The organism is Roseburia intestinalis L1-82, assembly GCF_900537995.1.
GTDB classification, from domain to species: Bacteria; Bacillota; Clostridia; order Lachnospirales; family Lachnospiraceae; genus Roseburia; species Roseburia intestinalis.
Genome location: NZ_LR027880.1, coordinates 3,469,517 through 3,487,912 on the forward strand (window position 1 = coordinate 3,469,517; position 18,396 = coordinate 3,487,912).

General features: G+C 43.6%; 15 protein-coding genes. 2 read left to right on the plus strand and 13 right to left on the minus strand.

Going from position 1 to position 18,396, the window contains the following annotated elements; genetic code table 11:
- From RIL182_RS16270 to RIL182_RS16305, 8 genes are all read right to left on the minus strand, one after another.
- Positions 1-972: a glycosyltransferase family 2 protein gene (locus tag RIL182_RS16270; protein ID WP_006855876.1), complete on the minus strand. Its 972-nt coding sequence runs from the start codon at positions 970-972 to the stop codon at positions 1-3.
- The gene (locus RIL182_RS16275; protein ID WP_006855877.1) at positions 972-2,075 is read right to left on the minus strand and encodes an LCP family protein; all 1,104 of its coding nucleotides are present in this window, start codon (positions 2,073-2,075) and stop codon (positions 972-974) included. The genes RIL182_RS16270 and RIL182_RS16275 overlap by 1 nt, the downstream gene beginning before the upstream one ends.
- 12 nt (positions 2,076-2,087) lie before the next feature.
- Positions 2,088-3,506, minus strand: a complete 1,419-nt coding sequence (locus RIL182_RS16280; protein WP_006855878.1) for an undecaprenyl-phosphate glucose phosphotransferase — start codon at positions 3,504-3,506, stop codon at positions 2,088-2,090.
- A 147-nt stretch (positions 3,507-3,653) separates the two neighbouring features.
- Positions 3,654-4,610: a glycosyltransferase family 2 protein gene (locus RIL182_RS16285; RefSeq protein WP_006855880.1), complete on the minus strand. Its 957-nt coding sequence runs from the start codon at positions 4,608-4,610 to the stop codon at positions 3,654-3,656.
- Between the two features lie 11 nt (positions 4,611-4,621).
- Positions 4,622-6,562, minus strand: a complete 1,941-nt coding sequence (locus tag RIL182_RS16290; protein ID WP_006855881.1) for a glycosyltransferase family 2 protein — start codon at positions 6,560-6,562, stop codon at positions 4,622-4,624.
- A 2-nt stretch (positions 6,563-6,564) separates the two neighbouring features.
- A complete protein-coding gene (locus RIL182_RS16295) occupies positions 6,565-6,765 on the minus strand; it encodes a hypothetical protein (protein WP_006855882.1) in 201 nt (66 codons plus the stop codon).
- A gap of 31 nt (positions 6,766-6,796) precedes the next feature.
- On the minus strand, positions 6,797-9,286 hold the full coding sequence (locus RIL182_RS16300) for a glycosyltransferase family 2 protein (RefSeq protein WP_006855883.1): 2,490 nt from the start codon (positions 9,284-9,286) through the stop codon (positions 6,797-6,799).
- Positions 9,287-9,301: 15 nt separating this feature from the next.
- Positions 9,302-10,486 carry a nucleotide sugar dehydrogenase gene (locus RIL182_RS16305; protein WP_015521164.1) on the minus strand — a complete coding sequence of 395 codons (1,185 nt, stop codon included), beginning with the start codon at positions 10,484-10,486 and terminating at the stop codon, positions 9,302-9,304.
- Positions 10,487-10,691: 205 nt separating this feature from the next.
- Between RIL182_RS16305 and RIL182_RS16310 the strand changes: the two genes are divergently transcribed.
- Positions 10,692-11,615, plus strand: coding sequence for a ComEC/Rec2 family competence protein (locus RIL182_RS16310; protein WP_015559785.1), 924 nt, complete (start codon positions 10,692-10,694; stop codon positions 11,613-11,615).
- Between the two features lie 139 nt (positions 11,616-11,754).
- On the opposite strand, the gene RIL182_RS16315 is transcribed toward RIL182_RS16310, so the two are convergent.
- The 5 genes from RIL182_RS16315 to gmd all read right to left on the minus strand — a co-directional run bounded on the left by RIL182_RS16315 (position 11,755) and on the right by gmd (position 17,202).
- On the minus strand, positions 11,755-13,023 hold the full coding sequence (locus RIL182_RS16315) for a M56 family metallopeptidase (protein ID WP_242655474.1): 1,269 nt from the start codon (positions 13,021-13,023) through the stop codon (positions 11,755-11,757).
- 130 nt (positions 13,024-13,153) lie between these two features.
- The gene (locus tag RIL182_RS16320) at positions 13,154-13,528 is read right to left on the minus strand and encodes a BlaI/MecI/CopY family transcriptional regulator (RefSeq protein ID WP_006855887.1); all 375 of its coding nucleotides are present in this window, start codon (positions 13,526-13,528) and stop codon (positions 13,154-13,156) included.
- Between the two features lie 233 nt (positions 13,529-13,761).
- The gene (locus RIL182_RS16325) at positions 13,762-15,099 is read right to left on the minus strand and encodes a sugar phosphate nucleotidyltransferase (RefSeq protein ID WP_015559783.1); all 1,338 of its coding nucleotides are present in this window, start codon (positions 15,097-15,099) and stop codon (positions 13,762-13,764) included.
- A 22-nt stretch (positions 15,100-15,121) separates the two neighbouring features.
- Complete coding sequence (gene fcl / locus RIL182_RS16330) at positions 15,122-16,063, minus strand: GDP-L-fucose synthase (protein ID WP_015559782.1); 942 nt, start codon at positions 16,061-16,063, stop codon at positions 15,122-15,124.
- A 104-nt stretch (positions 16,064-16,167) separates the two neighbouring features.
- On the minus strand, positions 16,168-17,202 hold the full coding sequence (gene gmd / locus RIL182_RS16335; RefSeq protein ID WP_006855891.1) for a GDP-mannose 4,6-dehydratase: 1,035 nt from the start codon (positions 17,200-17,202) through the stop codon (positions 16,168-16,170).
- Positions 17,203-17,330: 128 nt separating this feature from the next.
- On the opposite strand from gmd, the gene RIL182_RS16340 reads away from it, so the two are divergent.
- Positions 17,331-18,209: a helix-turn-helix transcriptional regulator gene (locus RIL182_RS16340; RefSeq protein ID WP_006855892.1), complete on the plus strand. Its 879-nt coding sequence runs from the start codon at positions 17,331-17,333 to the stop codon at positions 18,207-18,209.
- The last annotated feature ends 187 nt before the right edge of the window (positions 18,210-18,396 follow it).

Genomic DNA, 18,396 nt, shown 5'->3' on the forward strand with positions numbered 1-18,396 from the left:
TTACCTATTCCCGTCTGATACTTCCTGATTCCACAAACGTTTCCAGTACTCCGGACTCATCGTACATTTTAAGATCTGTTTCCTGCTCAGCTTTTTATACCGTTTGCCGAGCCGGTAACCAGCATACTTTCCAACACACTGGATTCCAAGTTCAAAGATAAGATACGGCTTTCCAATTGAGCACAGATACTTCATCGTACTCTTTACCAGCTTCATTCCCTCCGCTTCCGAACTGATCTGCTCAAAGATCTCCGGATGCATGGTCTGTGAGACAGCCAGATCAAAATTGCGGTGAAACTGCTGTCTTACCGTATAGTTGTGGGAGTGAATGACTTTTGCTTCTGCCTCATATTTTACATAATATCCCGCAAAAACTGCTTTTGCGGCAAAAAACATATCTTCATTAAAAATAACCGGTGATTCGAATCCGCCAAGTTTATGAAACAGATCCACTCTGTAAGCCGCACATACATCGGAACAGAAAAACGTCTTGATCCCCATTTCTTCTATATCCGCTTTTCCCTTTTTCCTGCTTTCATCCGGATAATTAAAAGATCTTGTATAGCGTTCCACAATGCGGCAGTTTTCATTCGGAAGCTGTCTTGCATAACAGACAGCCGTATCCTCCTCTTCCAAACCCTTTACCAGATTTGCAACCAGATTTTTATCTGCCGGAACCGCATCCTGTGTCATAAAGATAACAATATCCGCATCGGAATGTTTCACGCCACACATTCTGGTACCGCCATGATCAAACATTTCTTTGCTGATATGATACAGCGTATACTCACATGGAAGTCCACAAAGACTCTGTTCGATCGGATACTTTTCCACAGCTTCTTTCCACAATTTTTCTTCTGTGTTTAAAATAATGACCCTATGAACGACAAAGGTCTGCTCCTGCAGTTTTTGCAGGAGCAGACAAAATGTGTCATCCGGTCTGTAAGTCGGTATGATCAGATCTGCTTTCATTAATATCCTTCTCCCTGATGGAATCCGGTATCATTGACAATCTGAGCACTGTTATTCTTGACTGTATCGGTCGGTGCATATTCATTATCATCGTATAAAAATACATGAAGCTGTTTTACGTTGGATTCAAGATCACATGGTACAACAACGCTTCCCTTATTTCCAAGTGTTGTCGTATTCTTCTCAAACGGGAAACCTATTGTCTCACCAAGGCTGTAATTGAATACTTTTGCGGCAAGAGAAATCAGTTCTGTATTTGAAAAACTTGTCTTGATATCACCAAATAATTCGTCGATCAGGCTGTTGATCGTAGTAAGATTTGCCTTCTGCGCTTTCTGTACCATTGCAGTAAGAACAGTACGCTGGCGTTCTGTACGCTTATAATCATCTCCTGCAGTATAACGGATACGCGCATACGCACATGCCTGAACACCATCCATCTCTACATTTGTTCCGCCACCGGATAAGTACTTGGAATTATTTTTGGTCAGTTTATTGATCTCATCCATATAACCATGCATCAGCACAGCCTCTTCATCAGACACCTCCGGGATCGTAACTCCGCCCAGAAGATCTACACATTCAACAACTGCATTAAAGTCCACTGTTACATAATCGGTAATGTCCATATCCAGGTTTTTATTTAACATGGTAATTGCCTGCTCCGGACCACCTTTTGCATATGCGGAATTACATTTCTTAAAAGTACCGCCTCCGATATCCAGATAACTGTCTCGATATACAGATACCAGCTTTACCGCATGTGTATCATTATTGATACTTGCGATCATGATAACATCACTGTTACCTTTGGAGAGATTACCGTTTGAACGGTTATCAAGACCAAACAGTGCGATTGTTGTATAACCTGCCATGATTTCCTGTGACTCCGAAGATAATCCCTCATTTACCTCGATATCTTCTTTATTGAAGCTTGTGTCTTTCTGGATCTTTGAAAGTTTTACCGTAACAAACAACACTGCTGCTAAAATCAGCAATACAAGAATCTCAATTACAACGATAATGAGTCTGTTTTTCTGCTTCTTTCTTCTTTTTGACGCTTTGCTGTGTGCCCCGCTTCTTCCCTGTACTGTTTTACTCATAAATGTTTTCTCCTAATATGCATTTTTATTTATAAAACCCTTGAAGACGGTAAGAAACAAGATTTTAATATCCAGCCCTATCGTCCAGTTTTCAATATAGTAAAGATCATGTTCGATCCGCTTGCGGATGGATGTATCTCCCCGATATCCATTGACCTGTGCCCATCCGGTCATGCCGGGACGTACCTGATGTTTGATCATATAACGCGGTATCTCTTCCCGGAATTTTTCCACATACTGCGGCCGCTCCGGTCTTGGTCCAACAAGGCTCATATCACCTTTTAACACGTTAAACAACTGGGGAAACTCATCAAGGCTCGTCTTGCGCAGAAATCTGCCAATCTTTGTGATCCGCGGATCATCTTTATGTGTCCAGCCTTTGCGTTCTTCTTCCTCAGTCTGCACATACATGGTGCGGAACTTATACATGCGGAATGGTTCATTATGCAGTCCGACACGCTCCTGCTTAAAGATCAGCGGTCCTTTTGAAGTCACTTTGACTGCAATTGCTGTAAGCAGCATAATGGGCGAAAAAAGCACGATACAGATCAGTGAACCCACAATATCCATACACCGTTTTACAAGTGCATTAAACGTGTTTGACAACGGTACATAACGGATATTAATAACAGGAAGTCCCAAAAGATCCTCCGTGTACGGCTTCGTCGGAATAATATTTCCATAATCCGGAATAAATTTGGTATGAACTCCGGATTTTTCACATTCCGCAACGATCTTTTCCAGCTTATAATACTCTTCCAGTCCAAGTGTGATCGCAATCTCGTCTAACTTGTTCTCCGGCAGGATATAAAGCAGATTGCCAACGCTTCCAATGACCTTTACCCCTTTATAAGTCGTCCCTCTCGCTATATTGTCGTCTAAAATTCCCCTGACATTGTATCCCCACTGCGGATTCTGCTGTATCCGGTCTATATACTGCTCCGCAGCACGGGAATATCCCACAAGGAGTACATGCTTCAGATTATAACCGTTTTTGCGTATTGTGCGCAGAAACTGACGTATCAGCAGACGGAACGACTCTTCTAATACCGTGTTGATCGCAAAGAAATAAAAGAACATCTCACGGGAAAAATTTCGAAACTGATCCACATAAGACTGCAGGTTGTACAATACTGTAAAAATCAACAGAAAACCTACAATGTTCGCCATCACGACATTGGAAAACTCTAACCGCCGTCCCTGTACCCGCTTTGGCGTATACAGGTTAAACGCATAATACAAAATCAGATACAACGGAACAATCACGACCAGTGCCTTCATGTAAAATCCAAATGACAGTGCACCACCCGGTGAGTCCAAAATACCGCTCGAAAACTTCAGCCACCATGCCAGGATATATGATACCACAATGACAAACGCATCTATGATCACATGCAGTCTGTTAAAATGCTGTTGATTATCTTTTATCATAATGTCATCCTTTTTTCATTTTCAAGCTACCATAAAAATAATAATACAATAATTTTCCAGAAAGCACAACTTCTTTTTCTTAAAACTCTTGTCACAATTTCTTAATTATTTCTTTATTATTCTTTGATGCTCAAACGTTTTTTCCCGTTATCTGTGCGATAATACGCGAAATATATTTGTAATGAGTTCCCACTCAATTTTTACATAATTGCGAAGATTTCCAACCTTAAAGCGGACTTTTCTGCATGTTCTGCACTGCCCGATTCCCTCTGCAATGCCCTCTAAATAACGGCGTCCAAATCCTTTTTTGCAGAAAAACAGCCATTTTACCAAAACACCGGCAAATAAAAACGGCAGATTGATCAAAAACTGCAGCAACGGCATATTTTTATAGATCACAAACATGGAATTGCGTGCGGCAAGAAATACTTTTTTTTCATTGTAGCGCGAACCTGTCGTCGCACTCCCGACATGATACACTTTTGCATCCGGGATATAACGGTTGCGGTATCCTGCGATCCTTGCACGGTAACCGAGATCGAGATCCTCAAGATAAGCAAAATGTTTTTCATCCATCACACCAATCTGTTTTAACACGGACATCCGGTAGATGACCGCTCCTCCACAACAGGAAAAAACATCCGTCTGTTTTCCATAATCTGCGGCAGGTCTGCCCTTTCCACGCGCAACTGCCCAGCCCGGCAGCGTATAGAGATCCCCCGCATTGTCAAGCAGCTCTCTCTGTTTAAAATCAAGCATCTGCGCGCCACAGGAAAAAATACGTTCCGACTGCCGGATTCCTTTTAACAGCTCCTCCACAAAATGCGGCTCTGCCTCGGTATCATTGTTCAGTAAGATCGCATATGGTGTTGTTGTCATTTCAAAGCCAAGGTTTACCGCACCACAAAATCCGGTATTTTCCGGCAGTGCGACCATTTCCATGTAAAGGCTCTCCGATGTCACGTCCGTGCTGCCATCCTTAGAGCCATTGTCGATCACAAGCAGTTTAAATTCCTGACAGGTCTGCCGTTCGAGTGTCTTTATGCAGTTTTCCAAAAGCTTTTTTCCGTTGTAGTTCGGAATGATAATCGTAACTTCCGTCATCTATCCTCCATTCAGCTGTTATCCTTCAGAGAATAATTATTATAAACCGAAGAAAAATTTGGATTGTAATACGGATCTCCGTTTTTTAAGATACCGATCCAGTGATTTCTCATGTATTCGATCTCACGCTGGAAACGCGCTGTTTTTTCCGGTGAATCTTCCGCCCCGCGGGATTTCGATTCATAATGATATGCCTGCACATGCGGCTCGTAGACAACTAATTTCCCGAGTCTGCGCACCTTCAGACAGAAATCCACATCATTAAACGCAACTGCAAGCTGCTCCTCAAAACCGCCTGCCTGCTCATAAATCTCTCTTTTTACCATCAGACATGCCGCCGTGACTGCGCTGTAATCAAGCTGGAGGGATGCCTTATGCATGTACCCGCTCCGGTCCCCGGCAAGACCGACAAACATGTTATCTCCGATGCCGCGCGCACTTCCGCCAATTCCCACTACGATCCCGGCATGCTGGATCGTGTGATCCTGATAAAACAGTTTTGCGCCGACGATTCCTACTTCTTCCCGCAGGCAGCTTCCAAGCATCCGCTTCATCCAGTCATTTCCGATCATTTCAATGTCATTGTTCATCAGAAGGTAATAGCTGCCTTTTGCAAATTTTACACCGAAATTATTTAACTTCGAATAGTTAAATCCTTCCATATAGACTGCAACACAGATGCGCTGTCCGCCTGCAAGTTTTCCCTCCATGCAGCGTGTTCCATCAACGGTCGTTTCCTGCGGCGCAATGTCCCCATAATAACGGAAAGTATCTTCGCAGCTGTTGTTTTCCACCACAATAACTTCATAATTGCCATACGAAGACTTTTCGATCGCAGCAATACATTTCCGTAAGGTTTCCACCTCATCCTTACTTGGTATGATGATCGACACAAGCGGCTGCTCTGTCAGAGGATACTCCACCTCATAAAATCCCATATCCTTCGTCGGCGTCACGACAGCATCCACGCCAAGGCGTTTTAAATGTTCCCCGATCGCACGTTTTCCCGCATCCACTGCATACTGCTTGGAAAACGGATTCTCAGAGGTCGACTCTTTGTGGCATCTCCAGTGGTATAAGATCCTTGGAATGTGCCCGATCGCCCCTGCCTGTTCCGCACAGCGGAGAATAAAATCATAATCCTGTGCCCCGTCAAAATCAGAACGGATTCCGCCAACCCGGTCGAGAAGTGATCTCTTTACTGCAAGGAAATGCGTGATGTAATTATTTGAACGGAGCAGATCGATGTTAAAGTCCGGCTTTAAATGCGGCTGAAAATGTGTTTTTCCATCCATATCGACTTTGTCTTCATCCGTATAAAGCATCTCGTAGTCATTACCGTCTTCCCGGTAGACCGTCGCTGCAAGCCCATCCTCATCGTGGAATCCCTGCCGGATCATTTTTACCATCTCAAACAGTGCATCCGGCGCAAGCAGATCATCATGATCCATAAATGCGATCCAGTCTCCGTCCGCCAGTGCGATCGCCGCATTTGTATTTCCCGCGATCCCCTGATTTTCGGTCAGACATTCATACTTGATCCGCGCATCTGCAGATGCATATTCATTTGCAATACTCTGCACCAAAGACGCTTTCGGATCCGCATCTTCATCCCCGGCTCCGCTTCCATCCGCAAGGCATAACTGCCAGTTGCCATAGGTCTGCGCCTGTACGGACTCTATCATCGCGCGCAGAAAAGTTTCCGGTGTCTTAAAAAGCGGCACCACGATACTGATCTTTGGCGCATCGTTCCATTTTTCTGCCTGCTTTTTCTGTTTCTCTATCTGCTCCGCTGTCGCCTTATGTTTTTCATACCATGGCTCATACGGAACATTTTCTGCCTCCATCTTTTCCTGGAGACGGATGATAAATTCTTTCCATCCATAATGTTTCAGATAGCGGAATCCCTTCACAACTTTCTGAACGGTTATTTTCTGAAAAATTGACTTCATGTTTATTTTTTCGCTTTCTGATGGATATAGAGCCATCCGTTTGCGTAATCCTTTCGTTCCTCCTCCGACATTGAGGTGAATGCGTCAAAATCCACCTTTGCCAGCGTCATCTGCTCGTTTCCACATTTAAAGCACTCCACATCTTTGCGTCTTGATACGACACGCATCCATCCGCATTCCGGGCAAATAAATACTTTCATCATAGGAACTGCTGCCTCTCTTCTTTCTTACTGCCTATTTGCGCAGGGAAAAATCTGAATTATCCAGTGTCAGGTTCGGATTATAATACGGATCTCCCTGCTCAATGATCTCTCTCCATGAACGAAGCAGTGTATCCACCTCGTCATTAAACCGCTCCACTTTTTCCGGTGAATCCTCATATCCTCTGGATTTCGACTCATAATGGAACCACTCTGCATATGGATCATAGACCACAAGCTTTCCTGTTTTGCGCACTTTCAGACAAAAATCAATGTCATTAAATGCAACCGCAAGTTCTTCCGTCAGTCCGCCGACCTCATCAAACACACTGCGCTTTACCATCATACAGGCCGCAGTGACAGCCGAATAATCCTGCGCACACAAAATTCTGCCAAAATAACCGGTATCGTAACGCGGTTTGCCGATAAATGCATGTCCCGCGGTCCCGCCAAATCCTAAAACGACTCCGGCATGCTGGATCGTCTCATCCTCGTATAACAGCTTTGCACCGACAATTCCAACATCCCCGCGCATACAATAACCTAACATCTCACCGATCGCGCCACCGTCGATCATTTCCGTATCATTGTTGAGGAGTAACAGATACGAACCCTTTGCGGCATCCGCACCGAAATTGTTGATCTTTGAATAATTAAAGCCACCCTCATAAAAAACAACATGTACATTTTCACGCATTGTCTCAAGATCTTTGTAATAATCAAAGGTTTCCTGCTCGGTACTGTTATTTTCTACAATAATAAACTCGATGTTCGGGTAAGTGGTTTTTTCGAGAATGGAATTAACGCATGTTTCTAAATCTTTCCTGTGATCTTTATTTGGAATAATGATCGATACCAGCGGTTTTTCCTTCCAGTCATATTTTGTCCGGTACATCCCGTAAAATGCTGCATTTTCCACAGCTGCCGGAACCCCAATCCTGCTATAATGTGCCTCTATCGCACGTCTTCCTGCCTCGAACGCATACAGCTTGCTCTCCGGATTTGCAGCCGTAGACTGCATATGACATCTCCAGTGATACAAAATCTTTGGAATATGTCTGATATTCTTCGCATTCTCACAACATCTTAAGATAAAATCAAGATCCTGTGCCCCGTCATATTCACTGCAAAATCCACCTGCCATATCCACAAGCTCTTTTTTAGCCGCAAACAGGTGACAGATATAATTGACACTGCACAAAAGATCGAGATCAAAATCCGGTTTAAAATGAGGTTCAAATCTCTTTTTTCCATCCATGCTGATCTTATCTTCGTCTGAATATAAGACATCAATACTGCGATCCTGATTTAAGGCATCTGCCAGTTCATAGAGCGCATTCGCAGGAACAATATCATCATGGTCAGCCAGGACGATATAGTCACCTGCTGCCAGTGCAAGCGCTGCGTTCGTATTGCCGGATATTCCAAGATTCTTTGGAAGTGTTGTAAATGTAATCCTTTTATCCGCTTTCGCATACTGCTCTAAGAGCGGTGTCAGCTCCGTTACAGGTGCCTGTCCGTTTTCCGCAGTCCCCGCATCATCCCCTGACAGACTGCCGTCCGCTAAGCATAACTGCCAGTTACCATAAGTCTGTGCCTGTATGGATCCGATCATTTCTTTTAAAAATTCCGGTTTTGTCCGATACAGCGGCACGACGACGGAAAACAAGGGCTGATAAGAAAATGTCCGTTTTCTCTGTTCCTCAAGTTCTTCTTTTTTTACATCATATTTTTGACACCATGCGTCATAGGAGGTTTCCGATTTCCCCCCTAATTTATTTTCGATCTTGTGGATCGTTGCAGACAGTCCGTTCCGCTCTAAATAGCGGAGTGCATCCTGTGATTTTTCCAGAATATACTGCCATCTGCCTCCATCATCCCACTTTCTTAACCGGGTGCGGGAGTAATGTTCTGCATTGCGCATTTCAAGGAAAAACTTTTTGTTATCATCCTTTCGCGGAATCGACGCCTGGATCATAAACCCTGGTTTTGCCTGTATGTCGCATTCCGGAAATACAGAGAGCAGATCTTTCCGGAAATAGTGATCCGTCTTTACCTGAAGCTTCTGTCTGCGGTTATCCAGCAGATAAAGATTCACTTCTCCTGCCCCCATGCACCAGCCGGTCACCGTCACGGTGTCCTCATCGCGGTGGCAGTTTTCAATATAATATTCCAGTCTGCTTTCCCTTACGCGCAGTTTTCCGGTTGAAACAGCATACGCTCTTTTTTTACTTTCTCCGTCATCCGTAAAAATTTCAAACTTCTTTTTTTCACGCCAGTCTTTCGGCAGCGTCACGATCCCGACAACTTCCTCATTGATTTCATTGATCGTCCCAAGATATTTCTGGCGAACCTCAGCACCTTTGTTTACTGTAAGGGCAGCCGGCAGCTTTTCGCCATCCAGATAAGCCTGAACTTCCCTGCCGGATGCTTTTCCGTCATAAAACCAGCCGACGAACACCAGCATATCCGGCTCATTCAGATGGAATCTGAGTTTTTCCACAAAAAATTTATGTGTATCCATATGCGGTCCTTCCAATCAGTCTCTGAAATAAATGTCTCTTGTATACACCTTTTCTTTTACATCTGACAACATGTTATCCATACGGTTTGCCACGATCACATCACTCATATTACAAAACTCATCAAAATCACGGATCACTTTGGAATTTTCAAACGTATCTGTCTTTAATGACGGATCATAAATGACAATGTTCACACCCTTTGCACGAATACGCTCCATAACCCCTAAAATAGAACTCTGCCTGTAATTATCCGAATTTGCCTTCATCGCAAGACGGTAAATGCCGACCGTCTTCGGATTTTTCTCAAGGATCTGTTCTGCTATAAAATCTTTTCTTGTCCGGTTTGCATCTACGATCGCACCAACAATATTATTCGGCACATTGTCATAGTTTGCCAGAAGCTGCTTGGTATCTTTCGGCAGACAGTAACCGCCATATCCAAAGGAAGGGTTGTTATACTGCATTCCGATTCTCGGATCAAGTCCGATTCCCTCAATGATCTGCTTTGCGTCCAGTCCTTTCATGGCAGCAAACGTATCAAGTTCATTGAAAAATGAAACACGGAGTGCAAGGTATGTGTTTGCAAAAAGTTTCACTGCCTCCGCTTCCGTAAGGTTCGTCAGAAGTGTCGGGATATCTTCCTTGATTGCACCCTCCTGCAGCAGATGTGCAAATTTCTCCGCTGCTTTTTTCATCTCACTGCTTCCCTCTTTCGAACCGACAATGATCCTTGAAGGATAAAGATTATCTTTTAACGCCTGTCCTTCCCGTAAAAACTCTGGTGAGAAAAGAATACGATCCGTGTGATACTTCTCACACACAGACTGTGTATAACCGACCGGGATCGTGGATTTGATGACAATCACCGCATGCGGATTTACCTTTAAGACCAGTTCTAATACTTCCTCAACGGATGAGGTGTCAAAATAATTTTTCTTTTCATCATAATTTGTCTGTGTCGAGATAATAACATAATCTGCGTTTTCATATGCATGTACACCGTCTGTCGTTGCAGTCAGATCCAGTTTTGCATTTGCCAGATAATCCTCAATCTCACGATCCACCAGCGGTGATCTGCGCTGATTGATCATCTCCACTTTTTCTTCTATTATATCAACTGCAGTCACCTCATGATGCTGCGCTAATAAAATTGCATTGGACAAACCAACGTATCCTATTCCTGCGATTGCAATTTTCATCGTATTCCTCCTGCCTTTCCATTCAAAAGTCAAAAATACTCCATATTGTTTTATACTACCATTTTCTGTAGTATCATGCAAGTTTGAGATTTTAACCATGTCTGCAATTTACAACACGCCTGTTTTTTGCTAATGTATAAAGAAGCATTGAGGAGTATTTGGAATAAAGAGAAAATGGTAAACAACCCAGGAAATGAGGATTTTTATGAAGAAGAAAAATTTACTGTCCACCATTCTTTTAATTTTATCTGCCCTGCTGCTTAGCGGTGCAGCATGGTTTTCTTATCAGAAGAGCCGGATGGACTCTACCGGCCACATACCGGATCCTGCCACGGAATATCTCATCACGCAGTATGCGGATGCGACCGGTGTCCAGGGCACTTTTTATACGATTTCAAACGATGACACTTTGATCATCATCGACGGAGGCTGGGCAGGCAATGCCGATGCTGTCCGGAAAGTGATTGCGAAACACAACAACACCGTAGACGCATGGATCATTTCCCATCCGCACCAGGATCATGCCGGTGCATTCAATGTTATCTATGCCAATCCGGGAGATATCACCATAAAAAATATTTATGACAACGGTTTTGATTATGATTTCATCGAAGCTGCCGGTGAACCTTACGATGATATCACCGTCATGGAAACGTTCCACGCGCTGACGAAAGATGCTGATAATCTCACACATTTAAAACGCGGCGATGTGATCACACTTGCCGGTCATCTGACACTCTCTGTTTTTAATGCATGGGATGAATCTGTTCTTTCTAATGTCGGGGATGAAAAAGACTATCAGAACAATGCCTCTTTGCTGTTTAAGATCAGCGGTGCACAAAACAGTATGTTATTCTGCTCTGATATCAAATATGATATGAACGACTATCTGCTTGGTACTTACCGGAACGATATCTCCTGCGATTATATTCAGGCCGGACATCACGGAAACTGGTCATTTTCCGATGAATTTTACGAGGCTGCAGGCGCCTCCTATGCCTTTATCGATGCGCCTTCCTCCATCACGGACAACCCGGATTTTCCTGCCAGTACCTTAAAAAGTTCTTTGCAGAAAAAAGGAACGGTATTTGATTTTTCTACCGCTCCTAATTCTGTTACTTTGAAATAACTGATGAAATCTCCCGGATTTCGCCCGGTTATATTTTTCTACATAAGTTGTTGTTGAACTTCGATTTCAGTTGTAGTGTGTTGAGTCAAAAAGATAAGAGGTTCTATGCCTCTTTCTTTTTAGATTATGAGTAATTTACCTACTCAAAATAGTAGTATCCACCCGCTGATACATTTTTCGTTCCACGGTTCTGTACAAATACACGGTATTTTCCTGTCTCAGAAACAGCAAACGAATGTCCAAATGCACCTTTTCCCTCTACATAACGCACATTATTGTGAGGATCCATGATACCGATCCAACAGGTCTGTGTACTTGGAGCTATTGATGCAGAAATTAAAATCTTTTGTCCACTTGACACCTTAAATTTACCGGAGCAGAAACGTGTTCCCGGCTCTACTGTCCAATTAAAATTTGTCAGCTCTCCAGCATCCAATAATGGTGCCACCGGACTGAAGTCCGGTTTTGCATATTTGATGCGGGAATAATCATTATTCTCAGATGCCGGAACAAACACCTCTTCTAATTCCGGTGTTTCTAAACTTTCTCCCTGCGTAGCTTCTGCTTCCTGATACAATTCGTCATGCACACCCGCTGCTCCATAACTTGCTGCATAGGTTGTGGTCATTGAAGTTACCACAAATAAAAACGACAGTACAAATGCTGATATTTTTGCCCCTCTTTTGGCTTTCACATATTTTTTCATATACTCTATTCTCCTTCCCAAACTCTGCTGGCTCTCATATAGGGTAGAAAAAATATAATCCGGCTTTGAATCCTCCGGCATGCGCTCCATCAGATCTACGATCACTTCAAAATAACGTCTGGGCGTTATCACATCACGCAATGCGCAGACTGCCGACACGTCACAGGCACATTCACTCCACTCATTGATCCATGACAGAATATGTTTTGCCCCGGAGGTCATATGCTGCATCGCACCGATATAAATGCTGCAAATTTTAAAGAAAGGGTCATTATACTTACAATGTACCAGTTCATGACAAAAGATCACCGTCAGTTCTTCTCTACTGTAGTGATCCTTCGGTAATAAGATATTATATTGGAATACTCCTGTCACCATCGGACTCTGAATGGAACTGCTATAATAAATTCCTATCTTCCGATGGATATGGAGCATATTTTTCACTTTCAGAAACTCTGCACAGACCTGTTCATCTGCCACAGGTATTCTGTATCTGCAAAGTCTTTTCCAGCGAATAAATTCAACCATGCTGTCTGCGACATTTTTGATCAGAAAGACCAGCCAGATAATTCCGGCTATTCCAAACACGAGATCCATGTCTCCTGCCATCTCAAAATTAGGTTTCCATATGCCATCTGCACGCAGATATCCCCGCCATGTCAGTCTGACGATCAGATATCCAAACGGAACTATATACATCATGCATACAAACCGTAACGTCACATATATCAATCTGGGGTCCAGTTTCAGTAATAATGGCCGAAATAACTTCCAGAACCCCAGACTGACCGTACCTGTAAAACAGGCAATCAAGATAATCAAAAATATCTGACTAATTAAGTTCATCTAATTTTTTCTTGAGTACCTGAACCTCTTCCTTGGTAAGCGCATCCTCGCAAAGATGGCAGGCAAACGCAGCCATATCTCCTTTATCAAAGAATCTTGCGTTCTCCTGTACGGTTGCTTTCCAGAAATCTTCCTTGCTTACTGCAGGCTGATAGAATGAATATCTTCCCTTGCGGTAAACTGTTAAAAATGATTTCTTAACCAGTCTTGCCAGAAAAGTAGAAACTGTCTGTGGCTTCCAGCTTTTTCCGTTCTCCTGATTTACTCTGTTCATGATATCCTGTAATGCCAGATCCTCTGTTGAATCCCAGATAACTTTCATGACAAGTCTTTCGCATGCTGAAATATCGTTCGTATCCATGAACCAATCTCCTTTCCACTCGCGCAGTGATTACTACGTCCGTAAACAACATACCATTTTTTTATGTTGTTTTCAATAATTTTTTTATTTTTTTATGTTTTTCCCAACAACAGAGATTCTCTTTATCAATCCCCCTGTTTTCCAAAGAAAAACGCATATACATGTTTTATTATAAAACATTTTCAGCCAGAATGCTACATTTATCTTTTTTTATTCAGACAAAATTCATACTTTTAGCCTAGAACCTGCTCATCATCACAGGTAACACCAAGGCTTACCTCGATCAGCCGCAGATCCGATCCAAGTGCTTTGATGGAATGTTTCTTGCCGGATGCAATACTTACCGTAGAACCTGCAAGCAGATCTACTTCCGTTCCCTCAAGAATCAGTTTTCCCATACCGGAAATAACGGTGATCGTCTCCGTATGCTGGGCATGTGTGTGATATGGCATTGTCTTGCCTGCAAGGATCTTGATGCGTTTTGTCACGCTGTGTGTGCCGTCCTCGTCGTTGTTGTCGATCGTCTTGATCGTTCCCCAGCGGCGCTCTTCAAATCTTGACTCATCCGGAATATTTTCAAGGCAGTCCTTGATATAGGAACTCTGGTGTTTGTCCGCTACTAATATTCCATCGTGCGAAGCAACGATCACCATATTTTTTGCTCCCATGACTACCATCGGAACTCCAAGCACATTGATTGCGTGGCTGTTCTCACAGGTCTTATCCCATGTCACATCACCAATGCTCTGCTCTTTCATTTCCTCGGTCAGGGTATTCCAGGTTCCAAGGTCTTTCCAGATCCCGTCATACTGGACAGCAACAATGTTTTTCCAGTGCTCTAACACCTCATAGTCAAAGCTCTGTTTCGGCAGCTTTTCGTAATCGGCAACCATCTCATCATAGTTTGTCGTAACACCGTATTTATCCAGCCACTGCGCAGCCATGTTTAATTTGAAACAGAACACACCACAATTCCAGAGTGCACCCATATCCACAAGTTCCTGTGCGGTCGCCTCATCCGGTTTTTCACGGAATCCTTTTACTGCAAACGGCTCGGATCCGTTTTTTTCAGGAACGATATATCCATATTTTGTGGATGGATAGGTCGGCACGCCGCCGAGCAGTCCGATCACACTGTCCTGTTTTTCAATATATTCACCCAAAGATTTGATCTTATTAAAAAACTCTACTGTAGTGTATGGATCTACCGGCAGAAATGCAACCACATCATCCGGCTTTGCACCCTTGTTTGACAAAAGATAGGCACAGGATAACATAACAGCCGGGAATGTGTTGCGGCGCATAGGCTCAACCGCAACTTCTGCCTGTCCGTCCAACTGGCTCTCGATGAGCTCCACCTGGGAATCGCTTGCACAAACGATCGTATTTTCGGAAAGAGATGCCGCTTTCAGCTGTCCAAAGACACGCTGTAACATGGAACATTTTTCGGTGCTTTCCGAATGTTCCGCTTCATCCGGGTTCATTAACTTAATATACTGCTTGGAACACAGATCATTTGATAACGGCCAGAGACGCTTTCCGGAACCGCCTGATAATAAAACAATATACATGTTGTTTCTCCATTCTACGCTCTTAGCGCTCTGCACGCATCGGATTGTGCAGGAAATCATCATAAGTCAGGCGGATTCCTTCCTCTAACTCTGTCTTATATTTCCAGCCGAGTCCCTCTAATTTGCTTACATCAAGAAGTTTTCTCGGTGTTCCGTCCGGTTTTGTGGAATCCCATTTGATCTCACCCTCATATCCGACTACTTTGGCAACCAGTTCTGTCAGCTCTTTGATGGTCAGCTCTTTTCCGGTTCCAAGGTTCACGGTCTCGTTTCCGCTGTAATGGTTCATCAGATATACGCAGGCATCTGCAAGATCGTCCACATAGAGGAACTCTCTGAGAGGTGTACCGGTTCCCCAACAGGTTACCTCTTTTAATCCGGCCTCTTTTGCCTCATGGAAACGACGGATCAGTGCCGGAAGCACATGGCTGTGCTCTGGATGATAATTATCGTTTGGTCCGTAAAGGTTGGTCGGCATAACAGAAATATAATCAGTTCCGTACTGACGGTTTAAAAACTCGCAGTATTTTAAACCGCTGATCTTTGCAAGTGCATATGCCTCATTGGTTTTCTCCAGTTCACTTGTCAGAAGGCAGCTCTCTTTCATCGGCTGTGGAGCCATACGCGGATAAATACAGGAAGAGCCTAAAAACATTAACTTCTTACATCCGTTTTTCCATGCCTCGTGGATCACGTTCATCTCAAGAACCATATTGTCATACATGAAATCAGCGAGTGCTTCACTGTTTGCCATGATACCGCCTACTTTTGCGGCTGCAAGAAACACATAATCCGGTTTTTCTTTTGCAAAAAACTCCTCCACTGCATCCTGACGGCAGAGATCTAACTCTTTGTGTGTTCTTGTGATGATATTTGTATATCCTTCTTTTTCAAGCTGACGGACAATCGCGGAACCTACCATTCCTCTGTGTCCGGCAACATATATTTTTGCATCCTTTTCCATGATCTTATTCTCCATTTCTGTCTGTTTCCCAAGACATAACAAGTTTGAGCGTAAGCACAAACTTGTGTGTGAAAAATCTTATTTTTCACACTTTTCTCCAAATGTTATTTTTCGTTTTTTACAAGCTCCATATCATGCGCTACCATGATCTTTACAAGCTCCTCAAAAGTAGTTTTCGTCGGATTCCAGCCAAGCTCTGTCTTTGCTTTTGTAGGATCTCCCCAGAGATTTACAACGTCGGTCGGACGATAGAACTCCGGTGAAACTTTGATAACAGTCTTTCCGGTTGCTTTGTCGATACCGACTTCATCCATACCCTCGCCCTTGAACTCAAGCTCAATGCCAGCCTCGCGGAATGCGTGCTCACAGAACTCGCGGACAGAGTGCTGCTCACCGGTTGCGATCACGAAATCTTCCGGTTTGTCGTTCTGTAAGATCAGCCACATACATTCAACATAGTCTTTTGCATAACCCCAGTCACGCAGGGATGATAAATTTCCAAGGTAGAGCACATCCTGTTTGCCCTGGGCGATTCTTGCTGCTGCAAGGGAGATTTTTCTGGTTACGAAAGTCTCACCACGGCGCTCTGACTCATGGTTAAATAAAATACCATTACAGCAGAACATGTTATATGCTTCACGGTACTCTTTTACGATCCAGAAACCGTACTGTTTTGCAACTGCATACGGGCTGTATGGGTGGAACGGTGTTGTCTCGCGCTGTGGAACTTCCTCTACTTTTCCATATAACTCGGAAGTGGAAGCCTGATAAATACGGCAGGTCTTCTCTAATCCACAGATACGGACTGCCTCAAGCACTCGGAGTACTCCGGTTGCGACAACATCTGCTGTATATTCCGGCACATCGAAGCTGACACCAACATGGCTCTGTGCAGCGAGGTTGTAGATCTCATCCGGTTTAATGCTTCCGATCAGACGTACCAGACTTAAAGAATCAGACAGATCTCCGTAATGAACGGTAAAATTCGGATTGCCCTCTAAATGGTCGATACGCTCTCTCTTTTCTACGGAAGAACGGCGTACCATACCGTGTACTTCATATCCTTTTTCTAAAAGAAGCTCTGCAAGGTAGCTTCCATCCTGTCCTGTGACACCTGTGATCAATGCTTTTTTACTCATTTCATCTCTCCTTTTATGAATTCTATGATTATTTTGCTAATATCAAAATTTTAAGCTGTTGTATAGATTAATCTAATTTTTTTGATTTTGCAATTGAATATATTGGTCTAAAATAGTATTATATTGCTATGCAAAAATTATTTTTTGAAAAATATAAAACCTCCGAAGTTACAAATACGCGAAGCGTCATCAATACCCCCTCCGCATTTACCCGCAAAAATTTCTTCCACATACAGGAAGCTGGCTATTTAAAAAGCCTGAAATCACATTTAAGCAGGCGGAGCGAGCTGAATTCCTACCTGTTTTTTGTCGTGCTCTCCGGCAGTGGCGAGGTCACCTACCGCGAACCGTTATCCGAAGGCGGAATGATCTCTTCAACAGCGCATGCGGGTGACTGTTTTTTTCTCGACTGTTCCGGGGAATACACCCACATCAGTACGGATGAAGATCCATGGGAACTTCTCTGGATCCATTTCAACGGTCCCGAGGCCAGGGCATATTATACCTATTTCAGGGATCACCATAACTGGCATTTCCGCTCTGCTCATTTCACAGAACTGATCAATGCAATCGAGAGTATCATCCGCTACAACGAAGAACCGACCGATGACACCGATCTTTTAACTGCCCAGCAGATCATTCATATTTTAACGCTCATCTGTACCGAGTCTAATGAAAAAAATGAACTGCTCTCAGATAAACTTAAAACAATTCTGCACTATCTGGACGAACATTATACCGAAAATATCTCCTTAGACCAGCTTGCGGAACAGTTTTTTATCAGTAAGTATTATCTTTCACGGGAATTTAAAAAGGAATTCGGAACGACGGTCATACAGTATGTGCTGGCAAAAAGGATCAATAATGCCAAGGAGCTGCTTCGGTACAGCAATTCTTCGATTGAGGAGATTGCGCACCTGTGTGGGATCGATGATGCGAGTTATTTTAATAAGGTGTTCCGGAAGATGGAGGGGTGTACGGCGTCGGAGTACCGGAAACGCTGGTAGAAGTGGGTGGCTCGGACGTCTAGAAACGGCTGGGTGGAATTTGCAGTAAATGGCTCGGACGCGGGGAAACGCCTGGCTTTACGTTATGTTTTCGATAGGCGTTTCACCGCTTCCTATCTCTACTTTGGCTTTCGTCGCAGGCGTTTCATTACGACATGGCTCTACCTGGTTTTCCCCGTAGGTATTT

Bases quoted from the DNA above. Each gene is read 5' to 3' on its own strand.
- RIL182_RS16320 (WP_006855887.1), bottom strand. From the start codon at position 13,528: ATGGATACGAACGATATTTCAGCATGCGAAAGACTTGTCATGAAAGTT.
- RIL182_RS16275 (WP_006855877.1), bottom strand. From the start codon at position 2,075: ATGAGTAAAACAGTACAGGGAAGAAGCGGGGCACACAGCAAAGCGTCA.
- fcl (WP_015559782.1), bottom strand. From the start codon at position 16,063: ATGGAAAAGGATGCAAAAATATATGTTGCCGGACACAGAGGAATGGTA.
- gmd (WP_006855891.1), bottom strand. From the start codon at position 17,202: ATGAGTAAAAAAGCATTGATCACAGGTGTCACAGGACAGGATGGAAGC.
- RIL182_RS16325 (WP_015559783.1), bottom strand. From the start codon at position 15,099: ATGTATATTGTTTTATTATCAGGCGGTTCCGGAAAGCGTCTCTGGCCG.
- RIL182_RS16295 (WP_006855882.1), bottom strand. From the start codon at position 6,765: ATGATGAAAGTATTTATTTGCCCGGAATGCGGATGGATGCGTGTCGTA.
- RIL182_RS16280 (WP_006855878.1), bottom strand. From the start codon at position 3,506: ATGATAAAAGATAATCAACAGCATTTTAACAGACTGCATGTGATCATA.
- RIL182_RS16270 (WP_006855876.1), bottom strand. From the start codon at position 972: ATGAAAGCAGATCTGATCATACCGACTTACAGACCGGATGACACATTT.
- RIL182_RS16300 (WP_006855883.1), bottom strand. From the start codon at position 9,286: ATGGATACACATAAATTTTTTGTGGAAAAACTCAGATTCCATCTGAAT.
- RIL182_RS16290 (WP_006855881.1), bottom strand. From the start codon at position 6,562: ATGAAGTCAATTTTTCAGAAAATAACCGTTCAGAAAGTTGTGAAGGGA.
- RIL182_RS16305 (WP_015521164.1), bottom strand. From the start codon at position 10,486: ATGAAAATTGCAATCGCAGGAATAGGATACGTTGGTTTGTCCAATGCA.
- RIL182_RS16285 (WP_006855880.1), bottom strand. From the start codon at position 4,610: ATGACGGAAGTTACGATTATCATTCCGAACTACAACGGAAAAAAGCTT.
- RIL182_RS16310 (WP_015559785.1), top strand. From the start codon at position 10,692: ATGAAGAAGAAAAATTTACTGTCCACCATTCTTTTAATTTTATCTGCC.
- RIL182_RS16340 (WP_006855892.1), top strand. From the start codon at position 17,331: ATGCAAAAATTATTTTTTGAAAAATATAAAACCTCCGAAGTTACAAAT.
- RIL182_RS16315 (WP_242655474.1), bottom strand. From the start codon at position 13,023: ATGATGTATATAGTTCCGTTTGGATATCTGATCGTCAGACTGACATGG.